This window comes from Vreelandella halophila (assembly GCF_009856365.1).
In the GTDB taxonomy this organism is placed as follows: Bacteria; Pseudomonadota; Gammaproteobacteria; order Pseudomonadales; family Oleiphilaceae; genus Halospina; species Halospina utahensis_B.
The window spans coordinates 291,489-311,601 of record NZ_WMEX01000004.1; the positions used below are offsets into that span (position 1 = coordinate 291,489).

The window sequence follows — 20,113 nt, forward strand, 5'->3', positions numbered from 1 at the left end:
AACTGAGAACAACGCGCGTCGTGATGGGTGTTCCGCCCGGCTGGAGTCAAGGCCGGAGGAACTGATGTCAATCCGGGCGGAAGCGCGCGGCAGGGTCATCGCAACGGTTTGAAAACACAGAAGCACCGGTTCGGGCTGTCCTGATCATGAATATGACATAAGACCTCGTAGCCGGTACGGGACAGACTTCGGTGGCATGCGGCCACAGAACCGCATGCCTCAAGCACGGGGTGGCCATAGAAGGCCCCCGGCTTTGCTGAAGCGGGCGGACGCAGGCCCGCTGTCTCGTCATTGCGCCCCGCACCGCTTCCGTCGCAGAACGATGGAAGTTTGTTCCACATGAAAAGAATGCTGATCAATGCAACTCACGAAGAAGAGTTGCGTGTCGCCCTGGTCGATGGCCAACGTCTGGTCGATCTTGATATCGAATCCAGCACCCGCGAACAGAAGAAGTCCAACATCTACAAAGGCCGCATCACCCGCATCGAGCCCAGCCTTGAAGCAGCCTTCATTGATTACGGTTCCGAACGCCACGGCTTCCTGCCCCTGAAGGAAATCGCCCGCGAATACTTCAGCAAGGCCCCGTCCGATATTGATGGCAAGATCAACATCAAGGACGTGCTCAACGAGGGCCAGGAACTGATCGTTCAGGTCGACAAGGAAGAACGCGGCAACAAGGGCGCAGCCCTGACCACCTTCATTACCCTCGCCGGGCGCTACCTGGTACTGATGCCGAACAATCCCCGTGCCGGCGGCATTTCACGCCGCATCCAGGGGGATGAGCGCAGCCAGCTCAAGGACGCCATGTCCGGGCTCAAGGTGCCCAAGGCCATGGGCGTGATCGTCCGCACAGCCGGGATCGGCCGTGAAACCGAGGAACTCCAGTGGGACCTGGACTACCTGCTGCAGTTCTGGGACGCCATCACCCAGGCCGCGGAAGCGCGCAAGGCCCCCTTCCTGATCTACCAGGAAAGCAACGTAATCATCCGTGCCGTGCGCGACTACCTGCGCCAGGACATCACCGAGGTGATGATCGACTCCCCGAGTGTGTACGAGGATGTCCTCAATTTCGTACGCGCGGTCATGCCCTCTTTCGAAAACCGGATCAAGCTCTACACGGATGACATTCCGCTGCTCAGCCGGTACCAGATCGAGGCGCAGATCGAGACCGCCTTCCAGCGGGAGGTATCCCTGCCTTCCGGCGGCTCGCTGGTGATCGACCCCACCGAGGCACTGGTGTCCATCGACATCAACTCCTCGCGTGCCACGCGCGGCGGTGACATCGAGGAAACCGCCTTCCAGACCAACCTGGAGGCCGCGGACGAGATCGCACGCCAGCTGCGCCTGCGTGATATCGGCGGTCTGATTGTCATCGATTTCATCGACATGTCCCCCAACCGCCACCAGCGCGAAGTCGAGCAGCGCATCCGGGAGGCACTGGAGCTGGATCGCGCCCGGGTCCAGCTTGGCCGCATCTCCCGCTTCGGCCTGCTGGAAATGTCGCGCCAGCGGCTGCGGCCCTCACTGGGCGAGACACGCAGCGAGGTCTGCCCACGCTGTAATGGCCAGGGTTCCATCCGCAGCATGGAATCCCAGGCGCTGAGCATCATGCGCCTGATGTACGAGGAATCCTCCAAGGACAAAACCGCGGAAGTAAGGGCACTGGTGCCGGTCACGGTCGCTGCCTTCCTCCTCAACGAGAAGCGCGACGAGATCAACGCCATTGAGCGGCGCGAGAACGTGCGGGTACGGGTCATCCCCTCCCAGAACCTGGAGACACCCCATTTCGAGGTTCAGCGCCTGCGGACCGATGACACCGAAGTCACCGTTGGTGAAGCGAGCTTCGAGATCGCTGCAAGGCACGAAGACGAACCGGAAGACGCCTGGTCCGTTGGCCAGAACACGGGCGAGCGGGAAGAAGCTGCGGTGAAGGCGGTTACCCCCGCCAACCGCACCCCTGCCCCGGAAGCCAAAGCCGAAACCCCGGAAGCCGCTGAGCCGCTTGGGTTCTGGCAACGGGTTGGGCGCAAGCTCCAGACCATGTTCGCGCCACAGGAAGAATCCGGCAGCCCCCAGCAGGAGACCGGTTCAGGCACCCAGCGCCAGGGCAATAATGCCTCCGACCGGAAACAGGGTCAGAGCGGTGACAGCCAGCAGCGTCAGCAGGGGGGCAGCCAACAGCAGAGTGGCCGTCAGGGCCAGGATGGCAACAACCAGCGCGGCGGCCAGAACAGGCGCCGCCGTGGTGGTCAGAACCGCAACCGGGGCCAGGGTCAGGGCCAGCAGGATTCGGATAACCAGCAGAAGTCCGGTGGCAAGCAGGACGGCGGCAAACAGGAAGGTTCCGGCCAGGGTGGCAAAGGCGGCGGCAATCAGTCCCGCCAGTCCGGTAAAGGCGGCGGCGGACAGAAATCCGGTGGCGACCAGAAGTCCAATGCCGACCAGAAACCCAAGGCCGACCAGAAGCCGAAGGGCGAGCAGAAATCCGGTTCCGACCGCAAATCCGATACCGACCCGAATGCCGGTGGCGGAAACAAAGGCGGCAGTAACGACGGCAGCCCCCAGAAATCCAAGGGGGGAGGTAACCGTCGCAATCGTGATTCGGACCGTGACGAGCCGCAGAAGGAGGAGTCCTCTGACAAACAGTCCCAGGGCAGCGGCAATAAAGCCCCTGAGAGCAATGGCGACGACCAGGGCCGCTCGGACAACCGCAGAAAGAACCAGAGTCGTGGCGGCTCCGGTGGCAGAAACCGCAACCAACAGGAAAGCGCCGAGGACGAAACACCGAACCCGGAATTCCAGCGTCCCCGCCGGCCCCGCCATAAGAACGGCAAGCCTGCTGATCAGGAATCCGCCGAGAGCGTGAAAACGGAAACCGGAAACGCCAAGGCAGAGAGGGAATCCGGCGCTGGCTCCGAAGGGCAATCCGAAGCCCCCAAGGCAAAGCAAAGCGCCGCAAAAGCTAAGGAGACCCCGGCTGCCGAAAAGGATGCTGGTTCCGCTAAGGAAAGCGCCGCTGAAAGCGCACAACAGAAACCCTCCAAGGCGGCCACTGATAAGGCAACCTCAACCGATGAGGCGCCTTCTGCCGGGACCGAAGCCGGGAAACAACCGGAAGCGGAGGGCCGTGGCGAGCCTGCCAGTGGCGCCGACGAACCCGCCAGCGCCCAGGCGGATGAAACAACGCCCTCCACGGAGGCGTCCGGTGCCCCGTCTCAAGCAGAGCCCCAGACAGAGACTGCTCCCCAGGCTGAATCGGCATCCGCCGCGCCTGAGCAGCCAGCCGCAGCGGAAACCGGAACCGCTGAGGCGGAGAACAGCCCGGCGGAGGATGAGGTTCACCTGGACCCGATCAAGGGGCGCGCCTACAACGATCCCCGGGAGATCCGCCGACGTCAGGAGGAGTTCCGCAGGGCCCGCAACCAGGCACAGACCAACGAACAGGAGTGAAACCAGGTTATGCTGACTGATCAGGACGTGGAAACCCTGGAATCAATCCTGTTCGCCCCCGGACAGGGCGATGAGGCACTGGATGTGTTTGGCCTGCACGGCGTGGTCACGGCCTCAGTCGTGGGGCCGGCACCGGTGTCGGCGGAGCGCATCCACGCGATTGCCACCGGCCAGCCCGAGGCCGGTGGCGACGCCATGCCCGACGAGTTCGGGACACTGGTATCGCGGCTCGCCAGGACCATCCAGCAGGAGCTGGAACAGGGTCAGACGCTGGAGCTGCCCGAACCCGAGGATGACGACACCGCCGAGGAGGCGCTTGAGAACTGGTGTGCCGGTTTCACAGACACCTTCCTGCTGGATGAGGATCAGTGGCTGGGCGAGGACGAGGAAACGGTGGGACAGCTGATGACGCCTATCCTGACCCTCTCAAACCTGTTCGATGATGAAGCCTTCCAGCAGGCCCGCAGGGACTCCAAGCGCCTGGCGGACTATGCCGACGCCATACCGGAACTCCTGACGGATCTCTACCTGCACTATCATTCGCCCTGAAGACGGGCCTGTGTTTCCCAGCGGAAGTGCCGCCAGACCGGGTCAGGCCCGGCGGGCAGATCCGGAAGGCGGCCCAGCTCCGACCAGGGCCGTTCCGGCCAGTGGAAGTCACTGCCCCCGGAAGCCCAGAGCCCACCATCCAGGCACAGGCGCGTGAGATAGCCGCTATCCTGAGGCGAATGGCCGCCACTGAGCACCTCCAGAGCCTGACCTCCCGCATCCTGGAACGCCTGTACCAGCTTCCTCAGCTTATTGTTGGTCAGCCCGTAACGCCGGGGGTGGGCCAGTACCGGAATACCACCCGCCTCACGGATCCAGCCAACAACCACTGCCAGTTCCGGCCAGCAGGTCGCCACGTCTCCCACCTTCCCGGTTCCCAGATAACGCTGGAACGCCTGCCGCTCCCCGGCGACCACACCAGCATCAACCAGCGCCCGGGCAAAGTGGGGGCGCCCCGGAACACCGGCTGCCAGATCCCGTGCCTGTTCCAGCACCGAGGGCAGACCCTGTTTCCGGAGCCGCTCGTCAATGGTCCCCGCGCGCTGGTGCCGGACACTCTCCTGCCCTTCCAGCACCTGCAGAAACCCCGGCTCGTCCGGATCGAAATCCAGGGCCACCACATGGATGGTCTGGCCACGCCAGAGGCAGGACAGCTCCACGCCGCTCACCAGGTGCATGCCGTCAGCCACAGCCGCCTCCCGGGCCTCGCCCATACCGGCAATGGTGTCATGGTCGGTCAGCGCCAGGACGCCCACACCGTTCTCCGAGGCGCGGGCCACCACTGAGGCCGGTGAAAGGCCGCCGTCGGAGGCGGTGCTGTGGCAATGCAGGTCCGTTAGCAGCGGACTGTGTCCGTCGATGTGCATAATACTCCGGGAAATAAGGCGCCGTGCCGGGATTGGCGTAAAGACGGGGGCAGCTTATCATAGGCGGCTGTTGCCACTCATACGCACCCGTTATTCTAGGCAGGAGATCCCTATGTTCTACGCCATCATCGCCAACGATGTCGCAGACAGTCTTGAGCGCCGCAAGCAGGCCCGTGCTGCGCACCTTGAGCGCCTTGAGGCTCTCAAGAGCGAAGGGCGCCTGCTCATGGCCGGCCCCTTTCCGGCCGAGGATACCACTGAGCCGGGAGAAGCTGGTTTCACCGGGAGCCTGGTGGTAGCAGAGTTTGAATCCCTGACCGCGGCACAGGCATGGGCCGATGCGGACCCCTATGTGGAAGCCGGAGTTTACGAGAAGGTTACAGTCAGACCATTCAAACCGGTACTCCCCTGAGCCTCACTGGGCAAGGCGAATACGCTGTGGCAGAATCCGGACTTCGTTTAACAGGGAATAACATCATGACCCCACAGAAAGGCATGAACAGAGCATTACGTTGCATCGTGCCGCTGCTGCTTGTGTTTGCCTCCGTGGCACAGGCTCAAACCAAGTATGTGGACGACGTAATCTACGTCCCCGTCCGCACCGGTCCGGGCAACGAGTACCGGATCATTGAGTCCGCCCTGCGCAGCGGTACCGCCGTAGAGGTGCTGGAGGAAGATGAGGAGACCGGCTACTCGCGCGTGCGCTTTGGTGATGGTGAGGAGGGCTACATCGCAAGCCGGTTCCTGAGTTCCGAGCGCATCGCGGAAGAACGACTCCAGGATGTAAAGCAGCAACTGGCCAGCACTGAAGAGGATCTCTCCGGAGCACGCTCACAGCTGGAGGAGACCCGATCAAAGCTCGAACAGGTCCAGCAGGAGAAACAGTCCCTGGAATCGGAACTCAGTGAAACCAGTGACGAGCTGGAGCGCATCCGGTCCATCTCCCAGGACGCGATCAACCTCGAGAAACGCAACCGCGAACTGCGCGAGGAACGCCAGGAGCTGCGCAAGGAGGTTGAGCTTCTGACCAACGAGAACCAGCGCCTCGAGGACAGCCGTGAATCCAGCTACCTCCTCACCGGTGGCGGCCTGGTGATTGCGGGCATTTTCATTGCGGTTATCTTCCCGCTGCTCAAACCCAGTCGCAAGAGCGACAACTGGGCCTGACCATGGTCAGGCTCAGCGTTTGACCTCCTCGATCCGCAGACCCACCCGCCAGCGGCCGCCATCAATCGACTCGCTCCTCAGCACGGTGGCAACGGTCTCGAACGGCGGAAAATCGGGGTTTTTTGAGGGCAGCGAGGTGTGCACCCGCTGCCCCTCAGCCAGCTCCCGTTCCATCTCTACCGCCATGCCCGTGGCGCTCAGGTCCACGCAGCGTCCTTCCATACGCTGATCGCTGCCCTCCTCGAAAAGCTCAATCACCGTATCCACGTGCATACGGATGAAATCGCGCTTCTCGGAGGTATCCCGCATTGAATCTCCAGTCATGAGATTGTCCCGTCCCAAGGTTGTTATTGTTACTGGTTCAATACGTTATACCGGGAGGGGGCAGCAGGCGTCAAAGATTAAGGCGCCTGTTACACGGAGACTTCCGGCAGTGGCTCGGCGGATACGATGATGCCGTTGTTGTCGGCATAGACGTAATGACCGGGTTCAAAGGTGACACCGCCGAAACTCACGGCCACGTTAAGATCTCCCAGACCACGCTTTTCACTCTTGCGCGGGTGGGTGGCCAGGGCCTGGACACCGATGTCCGTCTCACCGATCACGTCCACATCGCGGATGCAGCCGTAGACAATCACGCCCTGCCAGCCATTCTTCGACGCCTTCTCCGCCAGCATGTCACCCAGAAGGGCGATGCGCAGCGAACCGCCACCGTCGACAACGAGAACCCTGCCATGCCCCTCCTTGCCAACCTGCTCCTTGACCACGGAGTTGTCCTCAAAGCATTTCACGGTCACGATCTCACCACCAAAAGCGCTGCGCCCGCCCAGGTTAACGAACATGGGCTCCACCACAGCCACTTCCGGATGCTCATCCACAAGATCCGGTGTAACGATTGTCTCTTGCGACACGATTTCCTCCTGATCCAGTTGCGATTTCAGTCAATACTGTCCGCCCGCAGGTCGCGGGTATGTTCTGTCAGCCAGGCGCGGATGTCATCCTGAAGCGCCGTTCCCAGGACACTCTGACCGGCGGCGCTTCTGCCCCCTTCCCCCGGCCCCAGGGTGTGGCGGACCTGTCCGCCAAGATTGCCCGCGAAACCGCGCACAGTGGCCTCATCATCCTCGACACCGACCACCAGACCCGGGCAGCGGATGACGCGCAGCCCCTCGTGGGTGGGGTGTCCCTTGCCCCTGCGATAACGTTTCTGGGTCCGGTAAAGGTCCCGGAACAGGGCGCTGGGCTCATCCTCCGGCCCCCAGCCGTGCAGACCGCCAAGGAAACGCTGGCGACGACGGAGCCCCAGTTTCTCGCCCATGGTGGCCTCGGATTCCGTCCAGTGGGCATCCGCCCGGCCGGGGTCCACAAAGACCGCAGCGGGCACCAGGCGCAGAAAGCGATGATTGTTGATCAGGGCATGCGCCAGCATGCGGGCACCAAGCCCCTGCCCCAGCCAGGCCGGGGGCACGCCGCTCTGCTCTTCCACGAACCGCTGCACCGGAGGAAGGTCCTCCTCCGCCAGCAGCGCAATGTGACCCAGGGCCCAGTCGCGGTTACGGGGGGACATGCCATGGCCGCGCATCTCCGGCAGCCAGACGTCAAATCCGTAACGGGCAAGCAGCCCCGCCAGACCCTCCCCTCCGGGCGAGAGCCACTGGCGTTTGTTCTGGAACTCCCGGTGGATGAGCACCACCGGCACGCGCCGGCCCTGCCAGGCCGGATCACGCACCCGCGTCACGGCGATGCGGACACTGGGATCCGGGCTCACGCCCGGGTTCAGCAGATACACGTCCTCATAGAGGTCAGCGGCCATTTCGGTGGCCGACAGGGTCACCGGAAACAATCGGCTGCTGCTCTGCATACCCGCCTTCCTCAAGCCTGCCTGGGGTTCCACCGGACGATCAGGAGTGCTGCCCTTCCGCCAGGAAGAACCAGGTGTCCAGAACCGAATCCGGATTCAGAGAAACACTGTCGATGCCCTGCTCCATCAGCCATTTGGCCAGGTCCGGATGGTCCGAGGGCCCCTGGCCGCAGATGCCGACGTATTTATTGGCCTTGCGGCAGGCGGCTATGGCACTGGCCAGCAACGACTTGACCGCCTCGTTACGTTCATCAAAGAGGTGGGCCACGATCCCGGAATCCCGGTCCAGCCCGAGCGTGAGCTGGGTCAGGTCATTGGAGCCGATGGAGAAGCCGTCAAAATGCTCCAGGAATTCCTCGGCCTGGAGGGCATTGGCTGGCAGCTCACACATCATGATCACGCGCAGATCCTCACGACCGCGCTCGAGACCGTTCTCCGCCAGCAGTTCCACCACCTGGCGCCCCTCACCTGGGGTGCGTACGAACGGCACCATGACCTCTACGTTGTTCAGGCCCATCTCTTCCCGGACCCGGGTCAGTGCCCGGCACTCAAGTTCAAAGCAGTCCCGGAAGGAATCCGAGATGTAGCGGGAAGCCCCCCGGAAGCCGAGCATCGGGTTTTCTTCATCCGGCTCGTACAGGGTGCCCCCGATCAGGTTGGCATACTCATTGGATTTGAAGTCCGACAGCCGCACGATGACGGGCTTGGGATAGAACGCTGCCGCCAGTGTGGAGATGCCCTCCACCAGTTTGTCGATGTAGAAATCCACCGGCGAATCGTAACCGGCGATGCGCTTCTCGACCGTCTGCTTGATGTCCCCCGGCAGTGATTCGAAATTCAGCAGCGCCTTGGGGTGAACACCGATCATGCGGTTGATGATGAACTCCAGCCGGGCAAGGCCCACACCCTCGTTCGGCATGGCCTGGAAATCGAAGGCCCGATCCGGATTGCCGACGTTCATCATGATGCGGAACGGCAGATTCGGCATGGACTCAACGGAATTCTCGCGCAGTTCGAAATCCAGACGGCCGTCGTAAACCAGCCCGGTATCGCCCTCAGCGCAGGAAACCGTGAGCTCCTGGCCTTCGTGAATGAGTTCGGAAGCATTGCCGCAACCCACGACGGCGGGAATACCCAGCTCCCGTGCAATGATGGCCGCGTGACAGGTACGCCCGCCACGGTCTGTGATGATCGCCGCCGAACGCTTCATGACCGGCTCCCAGTCGGGATCGGTCATGTCCGTTACCAGCACGTCCCCTTCCTGGACGCGGTCCATCTCGTTGATGCTGGTGACGATCCGGGCCGGGCCGGCACCGATGCGGTGGCCGATGCTCCGTCCCTCAACCAGCACTGTCCCCTTCTCCTTGAGCAGGTAGCGCTCCATGGTGTGCAGGCCCTTGCGACTGCGGACCGTTTCCGGCCGCGCCTGCACAATGAACAGCTTGCCGGTGTCACCGTCCTTGGCCCATTCGATGTCCATGGGCCGCCCATAGTGTTTCTCGATCGTCAGGGCCTGGCTGGTCAGCTCGGTGACGTCCTCATCGCTGAGACAGAACCGGTTACGGTCCTCGGCATCCACCTTGACCGTCTCCACCGAGCGGCCCATTTCACCGTCACCGGCATAGACCATCTTGATGGCTTTGCTGCCCAGATTGCGCCGCAGAACGGCAGGGCGCCCGGCCTCGAACGTTGGCTTGTGCACGTAGAATTCGTCCGGGTTCACCGCACCCTGCACAACGGTCTCACCCAGACCATAGGAGGCGGTAATGAACACCACCTCCTGGAAACCGGATTCGGTATCGAGGGTGAACATCACACCACTGCTTCCGGTCTCGCTTCGCACCATGCGCTGGATACCGGCGGATAGCGCCACCTTGTTGTGGTCAAAGCCGTGATGCACCCGATAGGAAATCGCCCTGTCATTGAACAGGGAGGCGAACACCTCCTTGATGGCGAGCTTGACGTTGTCCAGCCCCACAATATTCAGGAAGGTCTCCTGCTGGCCCGCAAAGGAGGCGTCCGGCAGGTCTTCCGCCGTCGCCGAGGAGCGCACCGCCACCGCCATGCGTTCGTTCCCCTCCTGCATGGCGCCGAAGCGGTCCGCAATCGCCTGTTCCAGTGCCGGCGGAAAAGGTGTATCGATGATCCACTGGCGGATCTTAGCGCCGACCCTCGCCAGTTCGTTCACATCATTGATGTCCAGACTGTCCAGGGTCTCATCAATGCGCTGGCGCAGCCCGTCCTTCTCAAGAAACTCGCGGTAGGCCTGTGCTGTGGTGGCGAACCCACCGGGTACCGTCACACCGGCATTGGCGAGGTTACTGATCATCTCCCCGAGGGAGGCATTCTTGCCGCCCACGCGTTCGACATCGTCCATGCCGAGTTGCTCGAAACCGATGATGAAATCGTCCAAAGCCCATCTCCCTCGTTATTGCCTGTCACCCGGGGCGCCACGCGCCCTGCAGAGCCCGCGTATCATACTGTAACCGGCGGGGTCATCTCCACCATTGCGCGGTCCGGGTTCACACACCGACCGTATCGGCCTAGGATACCGGAAAATCAGGAGGGAGCCCCTCGCCCCATGAAACGCACCGCATTCTTCATCTCCGACGGCACCGGCATTACCGCGGAGGCCCTTGGCAACAGCCTCCTGGCGCAGTTCGACAGCATCCAGTTCGAGAAGATCACCCTGCCCTACATCGACTCCGTGCAGAAGGCCCGGGAAGCGGTGGCGCAGATCAACAAGGCGGGCGAACTTGATGGGGCACGGCCGTTGACCTTCGACACCATTGTGGACAGCGAGATCCGGGGCGAACTGTCCGGGGCCGACGCTTTCATGGTGGACATCTTCGGTACCTTCCTGTCGCCACTGGAGAACGAACTCCATTCCAGTTCCTCCTACACCGTGGGTAAATCCCACGCCATCTCCCGCGATGGGGGCTATGAAGAGCGGATCAAGGCGGTGAACTACGCGCTGGAGAACGACGACGGCGCCCGCACACGCTACTACGACGATGCCGACGTCATCCTGATCGGCCCGTCACGCAGCGGCAAGACGCCCACATGCCTGTATCTGGCCCTGCAGTACGGGATCAAGGCAGCGAACTACCCGCTCACCGAGGAGGATATGGAGGAGCAGCGCATTCCCTCGGCCCTGCAGCCCCACCGGCAGAAGCTTTTCGGGCTGACCATTGACCCCAACCGGCTGTCGGCGATCCGCAATGAACGCCGCCCCAACTCCGGTTACGCGTCTCTGCGCCAGTGCATGATGGAAGTCAGCGAAGCGGAGAGCATGTACCGCCGCGAGCGGATCCCGAACCTGAACACCACAGACTACTCGGTGGAGGAAATCTCCACCCGCCTCCTGGTCCAGACCGGGATCGAACGCCGGGCGCGCTGATCAGATTTCGAGCACCTTCATGCCCAGATCGGCCAGCTTCTGACGGTTGCCGTGGCCGGTCACAACGGCCGTGCTGGCCCGGTCAGGCGTGAGCCAGCGTTCGGCAGCCTCCTGCATGGAGGCCAGGTCCACCGCCAGAACCCGTTCCCGGAAGCGCTGCTGCTGCTCGGGCGTGCGCCCGAACAGCCGGCTCTGATACGCGAAGCGTGCTTCGCCCGCCGGTGAGCGCGGCCGGTCCAGCTGGGAGATCACGCCCAGTATGGCCTCTTCCACGGAGGCCGCAGTCTGCCCACCAGCATGCAGCCACTCCAGTGAGCGATCGAAGTCGGCCAGGGTCTCCTCGAGGCGCGGGTCGCGATAGGAGAAGAAACGGAAAACCCCGTTGGCGCTGTCCTGCCCCGCGCCGCTGCCGTAGGCGCCGCCCTGCTCCCGGATACTGCGGTGCAGGTTGTCATTGCGCAGCAGCACACCCAGAACGCTCAGCGGCGCCGCATCCGGATGTTCCACCGGCACTGTCGGAAAGGCCCGGGCGCAGAAGTTCACCTGGGTCGCGGTCAGCCAGCCTTCGTTGACCTGTTCACTCACCGGATCCAGATGGAAGCCACCTTCAGCCCGATCCCCATCCAGGGACCAGTGGCCACGCACAGCGGCCTCGGAGCCTTCCAGTCCACTGCTCTCGCCAATCAGCAGAAAGTCCGGCCCGCCCGCGTGGATCCGCTCATGAAGCTCCGACAAGCGCTGGCAGAAGCGGTCAAGCTCGGCGCTGTCGTCCAGGCGGTCATCCAGAGCCACAAGCTGGCGGATGCCCTCGAGCCCACCGAGTTCATAGGTCAGGCGGGCGCCGGGGCTGGCCCCGTGTGAAGCCGCACCCATGGCCAATGCGTGACCGCTGCCGGTGATGGAATGTTCCCTGCGGGCGCGCATCTGCGCCACCAGCTCACGCACCCGCTCTTTTTCGTCAAACCGTGCGGCAGAGGCAACGTCATGCAGAAGCCCGGCGAGATCGTCGCTGTTCGCGGCCAGGGCCTTGCCGCCCAGGGTAAAGTAGCCGCGCACGGACTGGACATCGTCAACGTTGCCCTTGATAGTGGCCGCCCCGCTGATGCCACCACTGCCCGCCGAGATGCGGTCCTGCATACGCAGATAGTCCTCGGAGCCCGCACCCACCTCGCTCAGCATGCTCGAATAGATGGGCAGAAGCTGGCGCTGTTCCGGGGCGAGATCCGGCAGCGGCGCCACAAGCTGCTGGTACACCAGGCCATTGGTGCCCATGTGATAGCGGGTGATGCGCCCGGACGCGTCGGACTCCCCTTCCGGGATCTTCAGCGACGCCGGCACATCCTCGATGCCCACGCGCGGCAGCATGCTGTCGTCCGCTTCCTGGTTCTGGCGCGCCTGCAGGGCCTGCGCCTGCTCGACCAGGGTCCGCTGCTCCTCTTCGGTCAGGCTCGCCTTCTGCTCGTCCAGCGCCTGCCGCACCGCCTGTTCCCGGCGTTCGTTGAGGCCGGTGTCCGGCGCCAGTGCCAGGCGCACCCGGTGAGGGTTGTCCAGAAGCAGGCGCCGGATCAGCCCGGGCACATACTCCGGATCCCGGATGCGTTCACGAAGCCGTTCCAGTACCGGCTCCAGGTCGAGCAGATCCACCGGATCACCACCGTGCACCATGGGCGAGAGCGCCTGCATGATCAGTTGCAGACCGTAGGGGAACCCGTCACCCGAGATCTCGCGCTGCTGCAGTTCCAGCTGGTGCACGATGGCCTCCAGCTTCTCATGGGCGACGCCCTCGCGTGCCACCTGCTCCAGTGTCTCAAGAATCAGATTCTCCACGTCGCCGGCCTGCTCCGGCTCCGTGCCTTCGATGCCGCAGACAAAGGTCATTTCCCGGTTGGAATCCTCGAGCCCGCACAGCGGCGAGGGTGCCTGCCCCAGGCTGGTGGTCTCCAGAGCCTGCAGCAGCGGCGAGGCACTGTTTTCCAGCAGAACGGCTGTGAGCAGTTCCGCCTCAAGGTTCTTCTCCAGGTCGAAACTCTCCCCCAGCAGCCAGCCCATGACCACATGGGTCCGGTTGTCAGTGCCCTCGTCCGGGTCCACGCCGTAATGCTCCTGAACCCTCAAAGGGGCGTAGTAGCGCTTCTCATTGCGCACCGGCAGGTCGATCTCCGCCGCCTGGAACCGGTTCAGCGCCAGGGACTCAAAACGCTCCTGGTGCTCGCGCGCCGGGATATCGCCGAAGGTGGCGAAGATCGCGTTGCTGGGGTGGTAGTGGCGGCGATAGAACTGGACCAGCTGGTCATAGGTCAGGTCCACGATATGGTCCGGCTCGCCGCCGCTGTTGTAATGATAGGTCGTGGTCGGGAACAGATGCTTGGACAGCGTCTGCCAGAGCTGTGACACCGGCGAACTCATGGCGCCCTTCATCTCGTTGTAGACCACGCCCCTGTGCACCAGTGGCGTACTGGGGTCGTCCGGAGTCTCGAATTCGAGCCGGTGGCCCTCCTGGGCGAAATCCAGCGGGTCCAGATTGGAAAAGAACACGGAATCCAGATAGACCGAGAGCAGGTTGTCGAAATCCTTCCGGTTGCGACTGGCAAACGGATAGGCAGTCCAGTCACTGCTGGTCAGCGCGTTCATGAAGGTGTTCAGCGAACGCTGGATCATCATGAAGAACGGATCGCGCGTGGGGTAGTTCTCGCTCCCGCACAGGGCCGTGTGCTCGAGGATGTGCGCGACCCCGGTGGAGTCCATGGGGAAGGTCCGCAGTGCCACGAGGAAAACGTTCTCGTCGTTGTCTGAAGCGAGATGCAGATGGCATGCCCCGGTGGCCCGATGGCGGTACTCCTCCACCTCCAGGTGAAGTGTCTCGATCCGGTGATTGCGTACCCACTCGAAAGCCGGGTGAACCTGCGGTTCCGCCTGATCCAGCATGCTCTCGTCCTGTCCGATGAATGTGCCGCCATTCTAGCGGTTGCGCGCCCGTGTTCCCACAGCCGTAGCGGGGTGGCCTCTGGCAACCGCTCACATCTTGTTTATAGTGAGGGGACACTGGGCAACTTATGCATGGACAATCATTGACCAGCCAAAACGAGCATACCGAGACTTCCGGATCCCGTCCGCGGGTTGAAGCCTACTGGGTTGAACGCAAGCGCTACCTGGAAGAGATCCGGGGCATACCGGAACTGCGGCGGCGATACGTCAACGCGCTGGCGATCTATCTGATCCGCCGGATCCTCTGGTCCTTCGGATTCTTCCCGGTATTTCTGGGATTCTGGATTCCGCTGGTGTTCGCCCGCTTCAATCCCGTGGCGCTGGTGGACAACGCCCTGCCGCACCTGGAGCGCTTCGTGGACGCAACCGCCCAGGTCCAGGCCACCACCCTGGAGACGCTGGTACTGTCCTGGCTTTCCGTGGGCCTGCTTTTCGCGGTCTTTGACCTGGTCCTGACGCCGTTCAAATCGCCCTACGAGTACGAAGCAGACGTGCACATGCGCGCCTGGGAGGAACTGCAGCAGCAGAGCCGCTCGGAAAACGCCTGAAAAGTGCGTCACTTCACGCAGCCAGTACCCGTTCTCCGATAACATGAAGTCAGACTGAACAGGTGGCCGCCATTGCCTCCTGCCTGACCCGCGGTGCCGCAATGAACGGAGTGGCATGCAATGATCGACTACAGACCACTGCTGTTTGCGAATTTTCTCGCGATCATGCTGCTGGTGACGGCCGGCTTTGCCACCATCCAGCGCTCTCCGGAGCTGGTGGGCTCACGCATTCCGGCGGTTTCCCCCTCCTCTTCCGGGGAGACGCAAACCAGCGCGGGTGATGAGCGCGCCCCAGCAGACAGATCCCAGGCCAGCGCCGACAGGATTCCTCGGGTCATCCCGGCCGTTTCCGTACCTGATACGGGTAGCAGCTCCGAAAACACGCCTGATGACGCTCGCGCCGAAATGGCAGCTGATTCCCAGCCCACCGCCGGCGGAAAGGCGGAGCAGAAGAAAAAGCAGCAGCCGACACAAGCCCGGCTGACACTGCGCTCCAACGTCTACGACGACCAGGTGCGGATCAATGGCAAGCCCCGGGGGTCCACCGCCATGGACCTGGAGCTGGCCCCCGGAACCTACACCATCGAGATCAGCAAACCGAAACACAGTACCTGGCGCGAGCGGATCCACCTGGATGCCGGCGACTCTCCCACCCTGATGGCGCGCCTTGAGCGCTACACCACTGTCCGTTACCGCAACGGCACCTGGGAACACGGCGTGAAAACCGGCGAAGGCACCTACCGCGACAGCGACGGCCTCACCTACGAGGGCGAATTCCGCAACGGTGAGTTCCACGGCGAGGGGACAGCCCACTTCCCGGACGGGCGCATCTATGAAGGCGAGTGGCGGCAGGGCACCATGCATGGCGAAGGCAACCTGCAGCGCCCCAATGGTGATGTCTATGAGGGCGATTTCCAGGATGGCGAGTACCACGGCCGTGGCACACTCACCGCCAGCAACGGCGACACCTTCACCGGTAACTGGGAAGACGGCGAGCTTAACGGGCACGGCACCCTCACCACCGCTGAAGGACTCATGTACGTGGGTGATTTCCGGGACGGCGAGCTGCACGGCGAGGGCCGCCTGACCTATCCCAACGGCGGCTATTACCGTGGCGAGTTCGCCAACGACCGTTTCCATGGCGAAGGGGTCCGCACTTTCAGCAGTGGGCGCCAGTACCGGGGCCAGTTTGTCGATGGCCGTTTCCACGGCGAGGGCGAGATCCGTCATCCCAGCGGCGCCAGCATTGAAAGCACGTTCCGGGAAGGCGAACCCTACGGCGAGGTCCGCATGACCACACCGGAAGGTGAGGTCTTCATCGCCCGCACTTCGGAGCCGGGAGTGTGCTACCGCAAGGGCAGCTACCGGGAAACCCAATGTCCATCCATGGAGGCGTGGTGACCCATGTCAGCCCATCCGGTAACAACGCAGTACGCAAGAGGAAGCCAGATGACCATCAATACCGCTCTGCTGGTGGACGACTCCAAAGTCGCCCGCTTCGCCCTGAGCAAACTCCTTGAGAGCCGGAGCATGGACGTAAGCATGGCGGGCTCCGCCGAGGAGGCTCTGGATCTGCTGAACAGCGAACAGCCACCGGACGTCATCTTCATGGACCACCTGATGCCGGGCATGAATGGCGTGGAGGCCACCAAGGCCATCAAGCGCAACCCGGCAACCGCCTCCATCCCGGTGGTCATGTGCACCTCAAAGAAATCGGATGATTTCATTCAGGAAGCGCAGGGATACGGAGTCTACAACATCCTCACCAAACCCCCGCAGGCGGACGGTCTCGACAGCATCCTCACGGCCCTGACCCAGGACCTGAACCAGGGGACCCTGCCCGAACCACCGGCCCCCGAGGATGTGGCCGAACCACCCGAGGATTCCGAGCCCCTTGAAACCGGGGCCAGCGTGCGGCTTGCGGACAGCCCCCAGAGCACGGGCACCGAGGGGGACACCGTTCCCCTGACCACGGAGCTGATCGAACAGATCGCGCGTTCAGCGGTGAAGACCCACATCCACAACCGGCTGCATGAGCTGCTTTCCAGTCTCTTCGACGAACAGCACGACCATGTCCGCCGCCTGATCGAGGACAGTGAACGCCGGCGGGAAGAGGCGATTGAAAAGCAGACCGCGGATTTCCGTGAACTGGTGGAAAACCGACTGGAGGCGCTGAAGAATGAAGTGGCCGCTGAAGTCACCCTCAACCTGGGCAATGAACTCAGTGAACTGCGCCGGGAGCTGCGGGAGCAGAACCAACAGGGACTGACGGAAAGCGACCTGAACGCCCTCAAAGATCACCTGACAGCGACACAGACGGTGGATACGGAGTTCTGGCAGTCCCTGCAGTCGGAAGCGGTCCAGCAGGCCCATGACATCGCGCGGGACACTTCCGAGGAGGTCGCCCAGCGTACCCTGGACCTCTACCGGCGCGAGCAGAAAACCACGGCAGCGCGGATCTACACCATGGCACTGGCCGTCAGCCTGGGTATCTTCAGTCTCGGCATTGCCTGGCTCGGCGGGCTTATAGGTTGAGCCGCTGCCCGCCGCATGGCGTGATCTGCTACCATGCGGCCTTTTACAGCGCAGGCAGCCACCGGATCATGAACCGTCTTTTCGTTGATAACCTGACCGTCATTGACTTTGCCTACCTGGACCGTCACCGCGGCCTGGTCGGCGAAAGCTGGATTGTGGACATTGAACTCGCCGGCGAGCTGAACGATGCCGGTATGGTGTTCGACTTCGGCCATGTCAAAAGCACCATCAAGGCGCACATTGACGACCAGGTGGATCACCGGCTGCTGATCCCCGCGGATTACCCCCAACTGCAATGGCTGGACCCGGAGTCCCCCGGGCATTTCCGCTGGCACCTGGAGGACGGTACCTGGATCGAGCACCGCTCGCCGGAACAGGCCGTTACCACCGTCCCCGGAGAAGCCGTTGAGCGCCAGGCCATAGCCACCCGGCTGTCAGAAAGCCTTCAGCGGGTCCTCCCGGACAATGTCCACGACGTACGCATCAATCTGCGCCTGGAGCAGATCGACGGTGCCTGGTACCACTACGCCCACGGGCTCAAAAAACACGACGGCAACTGCCAGCGCATCGCCCACGGCCACCGCTCCCGCATCCAGATCCTGCGCAACGGTGAGCGGGCCCCGGACCTGGAGCACTACTGGGGCGGGCGCTGGCGTGATATCTACCTGGCAACAGCGGACGACCGGAGCGCAACCTTCGAGGACGCGGGCATCTCCTATCACCGGTTCAGCTACGAGTCGGACCAGGGCCATTTCGAAATCACCCTGCCAGCGGCCCGTACGGAGATCATGGGGCCGGATACCACAGTGGAATGGATTGCCTGCTACCTGCGGGATGAAACCCGGAAGCTGGAACCGGAAAGCCGGATTGAGGTTTACGCCTTTGAAGGGGTGAACAAGGGAGCCATCGCGGAGGGCTGAACCGGAATCCGGACATAAAAAAAGCCGGCCAAGTGGCCGGCTTTTCTGTATCTGGCGTCCCGTAGGGGACTCGAACCCCTGTTACTGCCGTGAAAGGGCAGTGTCCTAGGCCTCTAGACGAACGGGACTGAAAAAGTGGTGGAGCCAGGGAGGCTCGAACTCCCGACCTCGGCGCTGCCAGCGCCGCGCTCTCCCAGCTGAGCTATGGCCCCACTGCGTCCAACGGGTGCGTATATTAGTGGCGACCCAGGGGCGCGTCAACCCCTGATTGCCGCCTTTATTCGCCGGTCTCCAGTGCCGCGTATTCCTTCTCGACTTTCTTTGCCTGTTTCTTCGAAAAACCGCCCAGCACATTCAGCGCGTGGCGCAGGCGCGCCCGACTCACGTCCGGGCCCAGAAGCCCCATGGAGTCCACCACTGACCAGGAGTTGGGTGTCCCTGCCACAGCCACGAAAATCGGGAACATGAATTCCCCCAGCTTCAGACCCATGGCACCCGCAAGCGCCTTGAGATCGGCAAAGACCGTATCCCGGCTCCAGTGGCGTTCCGCCTCTAGCCGCCACAGGGCGAACTGGAGAATCCGCCGCACGGTCTCCTCCTCCAGTTTGCGGTGCTGGAAATCCTCGGGGCGCACATCCAGCATCCCGGAGAACATGAACGACGCCATCGGTGCAATATCCGAAAAGGTCTCAACACGGCTCTTGAGGTGCGGCACCAGTGGCGCCAGCTGGTCACGGCTGAACCACCAGTCCCCCACCCGGTCCATGAAGGCCTCGTCGGTCAGTGTCTCGCGGATCCACAGGCCGTTGAGCCAGCGCAGCTTGGCCTGGTCGAACACGGGCCCACCAAGCGAGACCCGATGGATATCGAATTCCGCCTGCATCTCATCAAGCGTGAACCGCTCCCGCTCATCCGGCATGGACCAGCCCATGCGCCCCAGGAAGTTCAGCACCGCCTCAGGCATGAAACCGAGCCGCTCATACAGGTCGATGCTGGTGGGGTTCTTGCGCTTGCTGAGCTTGGTTCCGTCCTCATTGCGCAGCAGCGGCATGTGGCACAGCGTCGGCATGTCCCAGCCGAAGTAGTCATAGAGCAGCCTGTGCTTGGGCGCGGAGTTGATCCACTCCTCGCCCCGGATCACATGGGTAATGCCCATCCGGTGGTCGTCGACGACGTTCGCAAGGTGATACGTGGGCATGCCATCGGACTTGAGCAGGATCTGACAGTCGATCTGGGTCCAGTCGATGGTGACCGTGCCCCGCAGCATGTCCTCAATCTCGCACACGCCCTCTTCCGGCACCTTCATCCGGATCACGTAGGGCTCACCGGCGTCCATACGACGCCTCACCTCATCCGCCGGCAGCTCCAGATCCCCCTTGATGCCCGGGTTGAGGCCCTGCTCCCGGCGGGCATCACGGATGGCATCCAGCTCCTCGGGACTGCGGAAGCAGTAGAACGCATGACCGCTCTCGACCAGCTGTTCGGCATAGGCACGATACTCGTCGCGCCGCTCGGACTGACGGTAGGGACCGTATTCGCCGCCCACATCCGGCCCCTCGTCCCATTCCAGCCCCAGCCAGCGCAGGGAATCCAGGATCGCCTGCTCGGATTCCGGGGTGCTTCTGGCCTGGTCGGTATCCTCAATCCTCAGGATGAACTGCCCGCCGTGCTGGCGTGCAAAACACTGGTTGAACAGCGCGATATAGGCCGTACCCACATGCGGGTCGCCGGTGGGCGAAGGGGCGATTCGGGTTCTGACGGTCATGTCGGTTCCTGGCTCCTCGAATAGGTCGGCATCGGCTCGATGAAAGCGCGTATTATAACGCCTCCAC

Annotated in this window: 16 protein-coding genes and 2 tRNA genes; 9 read left to right on the forward strand and 9 right to left on the reverse strand. The window is 62.8% G+C overall.

What is annotated here, in order from left to right; translation table 11 throughout:
• Nucleotides 1-339 precede the first annotated feature (339 nt).
• A complete protein-coding gene (gene rne, locus GLW01_RS09040; RefSeq protein WP_160898845.1) occupies nucleotides 340-3,450 on the forward strand; it encodes a ribonuclease E in 3,111 nt (1,036 codons plus the stop codon).
• A 9-nt stretch (nucleotides 3,451-3,459) separates the two neighbouring features.
• On the forward strand, nucleotides 3,460-3,999 hold the full coding sequence (locus tag GLW01_RS09045; protein WP_160898846.1) for a YecA family protein: 540 nt from the start codon (nucleotides 3,460-3,462) through the stop codon (nucleotides 3,997-3,999).
• Here GLW01_RS09045 and GLW01_RS09050 read toward each other — a convergent pair.
• Nucleotides 3,987-4,865: a PHP domain-containing protein gene (locus tag GLW01_RS09050; protein ID WP_160898847.1), complete on the reverse strand. Its 879-nt coding sequence runs from the start codon at nucleotides 4,863-4,865 to the stop codon at nucleotides 3,987-3,989. The genes GLW01_RS09045 and GLW01_RS09050 overlap by 13 nt on opposite strands.
• A gap of 112 nt (nucleotides 4,866-4,977) precedes the next feature.
• Here GLW01_RS09050 and GLW01_RS09055 point away from each other — a divergent pair, with 112 nt between their 5' ends.
• The gene (locus tag GLW01_RS09055; RefSeq protein WP_151439386.1) at nucleotides 4,978-5,277 is read left to right on the forward strand and encodes a YciI family protein; all 300 of its coding nucleotides are present in this window, start codon (nucleotides 4,978-4,980) and stop codon (nucleotides 5,275-5,277) included.
• Nucleotides 5,278-5,342: 65 nt separating this feature from the next.
• On the forward strand, nucleotides 5,343-6,032 hold the full coding sequence (locus GLW01_RS09060) for a TIGR04211 family SH3 domain-containing protein (RefSeq protein ID WP_202405640.1): 690 nt from the start codon (nucleotides 5,343-5,345) through the stop codon (nucleotides 6,030-6,032).
• A 12-nt stretch (nucleotides 6,033-6,044) separates the two neighbouring features.
• Here the strand turns inward: GLW01_RS09060 and GLW01_RS09065 are convergent, their stop codons facing one another.
• The 4 genes from GLW01_RS09065 to ppsA all read right to left on the reverse strand — a co-directional run bounded on the left by GLW01_RS09065 (nucleotide 6,045) and on the right by ppsA (nucleotide 10,306).
• Nucleotides 6,045-6,356 carry a PilZ domain-containing protein gene (locus GLW01_RS09065; protein ID WP_151439385.1) on the reverse strand — a complete coding sequence of 104 codons (312 nt, stop codon included), beginning with the start codon at nucleotides 6,354-6,356 and terminating at the stop codon, nucleotides 6,045-6,047.
• An 89-nt stretch (nucleotides 6,357-6,445) separates the two neighbouring features.
• Nucleotides 6,446-6,943: a ribonuclease E activity regulator RraA gene (gene rraA / locus GLW01_RS09070; protein WP_151439384.1), complete on the reverse strand. Its 498-nt coding sequence runs from the start codon at nucleotides 6,941-6,943 to the stop codon at nucleotides 6,446-6,448.
• A gap of 26 nt (nucleotides 6,944-6,969) precedes the next feature.
• Nucleotides 6,970-7,893 (reverse strand): alpha/beta fold hydrolase, encoded by a 924-nt coding sequence (locus GLW01_RS09075; RefSeq protein ID WP_151439383.1) that lies wholly within the window; start codon nucleotides 7,891-7,893, stop codon nucleotides 6,970-6,972.
• 40 nt (nucleotides 7,894-7,933) lie between these two features.
• Nucleotides 7,934-10,306, reverse strand: a complete 2,373-nt coding sequence (gene ppsA / locus GLW01_RS09080) for a phosphoenolpyruvate synthase (protein ID WP_151439382.1) — start codon at nucleotides 10,304-10,306, stop codon at nucleotides 7,934-7,936.
• A gap of 168 nt (nucleotides 10,307-10,474) precedes the next feature.
• Here ppsA and ppsR point away from each other — a divergent pair, with 168 nt between their 5' ends.
• The gene (gene ppsR / locus GLW01_RS09085; RefSeq protein WP_151439381.1) at nucleotides 10,475-11,293 is read left to right on the forward strand and encodes a posphoenolpyruvate synthetase regulatory kinase/phosphorylase PpsR; all 819 of its coding nucleotides are present in this window, start codon (nucleotides 10,475-10,477) and stop codon (nucleotides 11,291-11,293) included.
• On the opposite strand, the gene GLW01_RS09090 is transcribed toward ppsR, so the two are convergent.
• Nucleotides 11,294-14,218 (reverse strand): insulinase family protein, encoded by a 2,925-nt coding sequence (locus GLW01_RS09090; protein ID WP_160898848.1) that lies wholly within the window; start codon nucleotides 14,216-14,218, stop codon nucleotides 11,294-11,296.
• A 143-nt stretch (nucleotides 14,219-14,361) separates the two neighbouring features.
• Between GLW01_RS09090 and GLW01_RS09095 the strand changes: the two genes are divergently transcribed.
• The 4 genes from GLW01_RS09095 to GLW01_RS09110 all read left to right on the forward strand — a co-directional run bounded on the left by GLW01_RS09095 (nucleotide 14,362) and on the right by GLW01_RS09110 (nucleotide 18,281).
• Nucleotides 14,362-14,826 (forward strand): hypothetical protein, encoded by a 465-nt coding sequence (locus GLW01_RS09095; RefSeq protein WP_225741655.1) that lies wholly within the window; start codon nucleotides 14,362-14,364, stop codon nucleotides 14,824-14,826.
• 120 nt (nucleotides 14,827-14,946) lie between these two features.
• Entirely contained in the window at nucleotides 14,947-16,227 is a 1,281-nt protein-coding gene (locus GLW01_RS09100) for an MORN repeat-containing protein (protein ID WP_151439378.1), read from the forward strand.
• A 48-nt stretch (nucleotides 16,228-16,275) separates the two neighbouring features.
• Complete coding sequence (locus GLW01_RS09105; RefSeq protein WP_151439377.1) at nucleotides 16,276-17,361, forward strand: response regulator; 1,086 nt, start codon at nucleotides 16,276-16,278, stop codon at nucleotides 17,359-17,361.
• Between the two features lie 68 nt (nucleotides 17,362-17,429).
• Nucleotides 17,430-18,281: a 6-carboxytetrahydropterin synthase gene (locus GLW01_RS09110; RefSeq protein WP_160898849.1), complete on the forward strand. Its 852-nt coding sequence runs from the start codon at nucleotides 17,430-17,432 to the stop codon at nucleotides 18,279-18,281.
• Nucleotides 18,282-18,333: 52 nt separating this feature from the next.
• Here the strand turns inward: GLW01_RS09110 and GLW01_RS09115 are convergent.
• The 3 genes from GLW01_RS09115 to gltX form a co-directional block, all read right to left on the reverse strand.
• Nucleotides 18,334-18,409 (reverse strand) — tRNA-Glu (locus tag GLW01_RS09115).
• 8 nt (nucleotides 18,410-18,417) lie between these two features.
• Nucleotides 18,418-18,493 (reverse strand) — tRNA-Ala (locus GLW01_RS09120).
• A 65-nt stretch (nucleotides 18,494-18,558) separates the two neighbouring features.
• On the reverse strand, nucleotides 18,559-20,046 hold the full coding sequence (gene gltX / locus GLW01_RS09125; protein WP_151439375.1) for a glutamate--tRNA ligase: 1,488 nt from the start codon (nucleotides 20,044-20,046) through the stop codon (nucleotides 18,559-18,561).
• Between the last annotated feature and the right edge of the window lie 67 nt (nucleotides 20,047-20,113).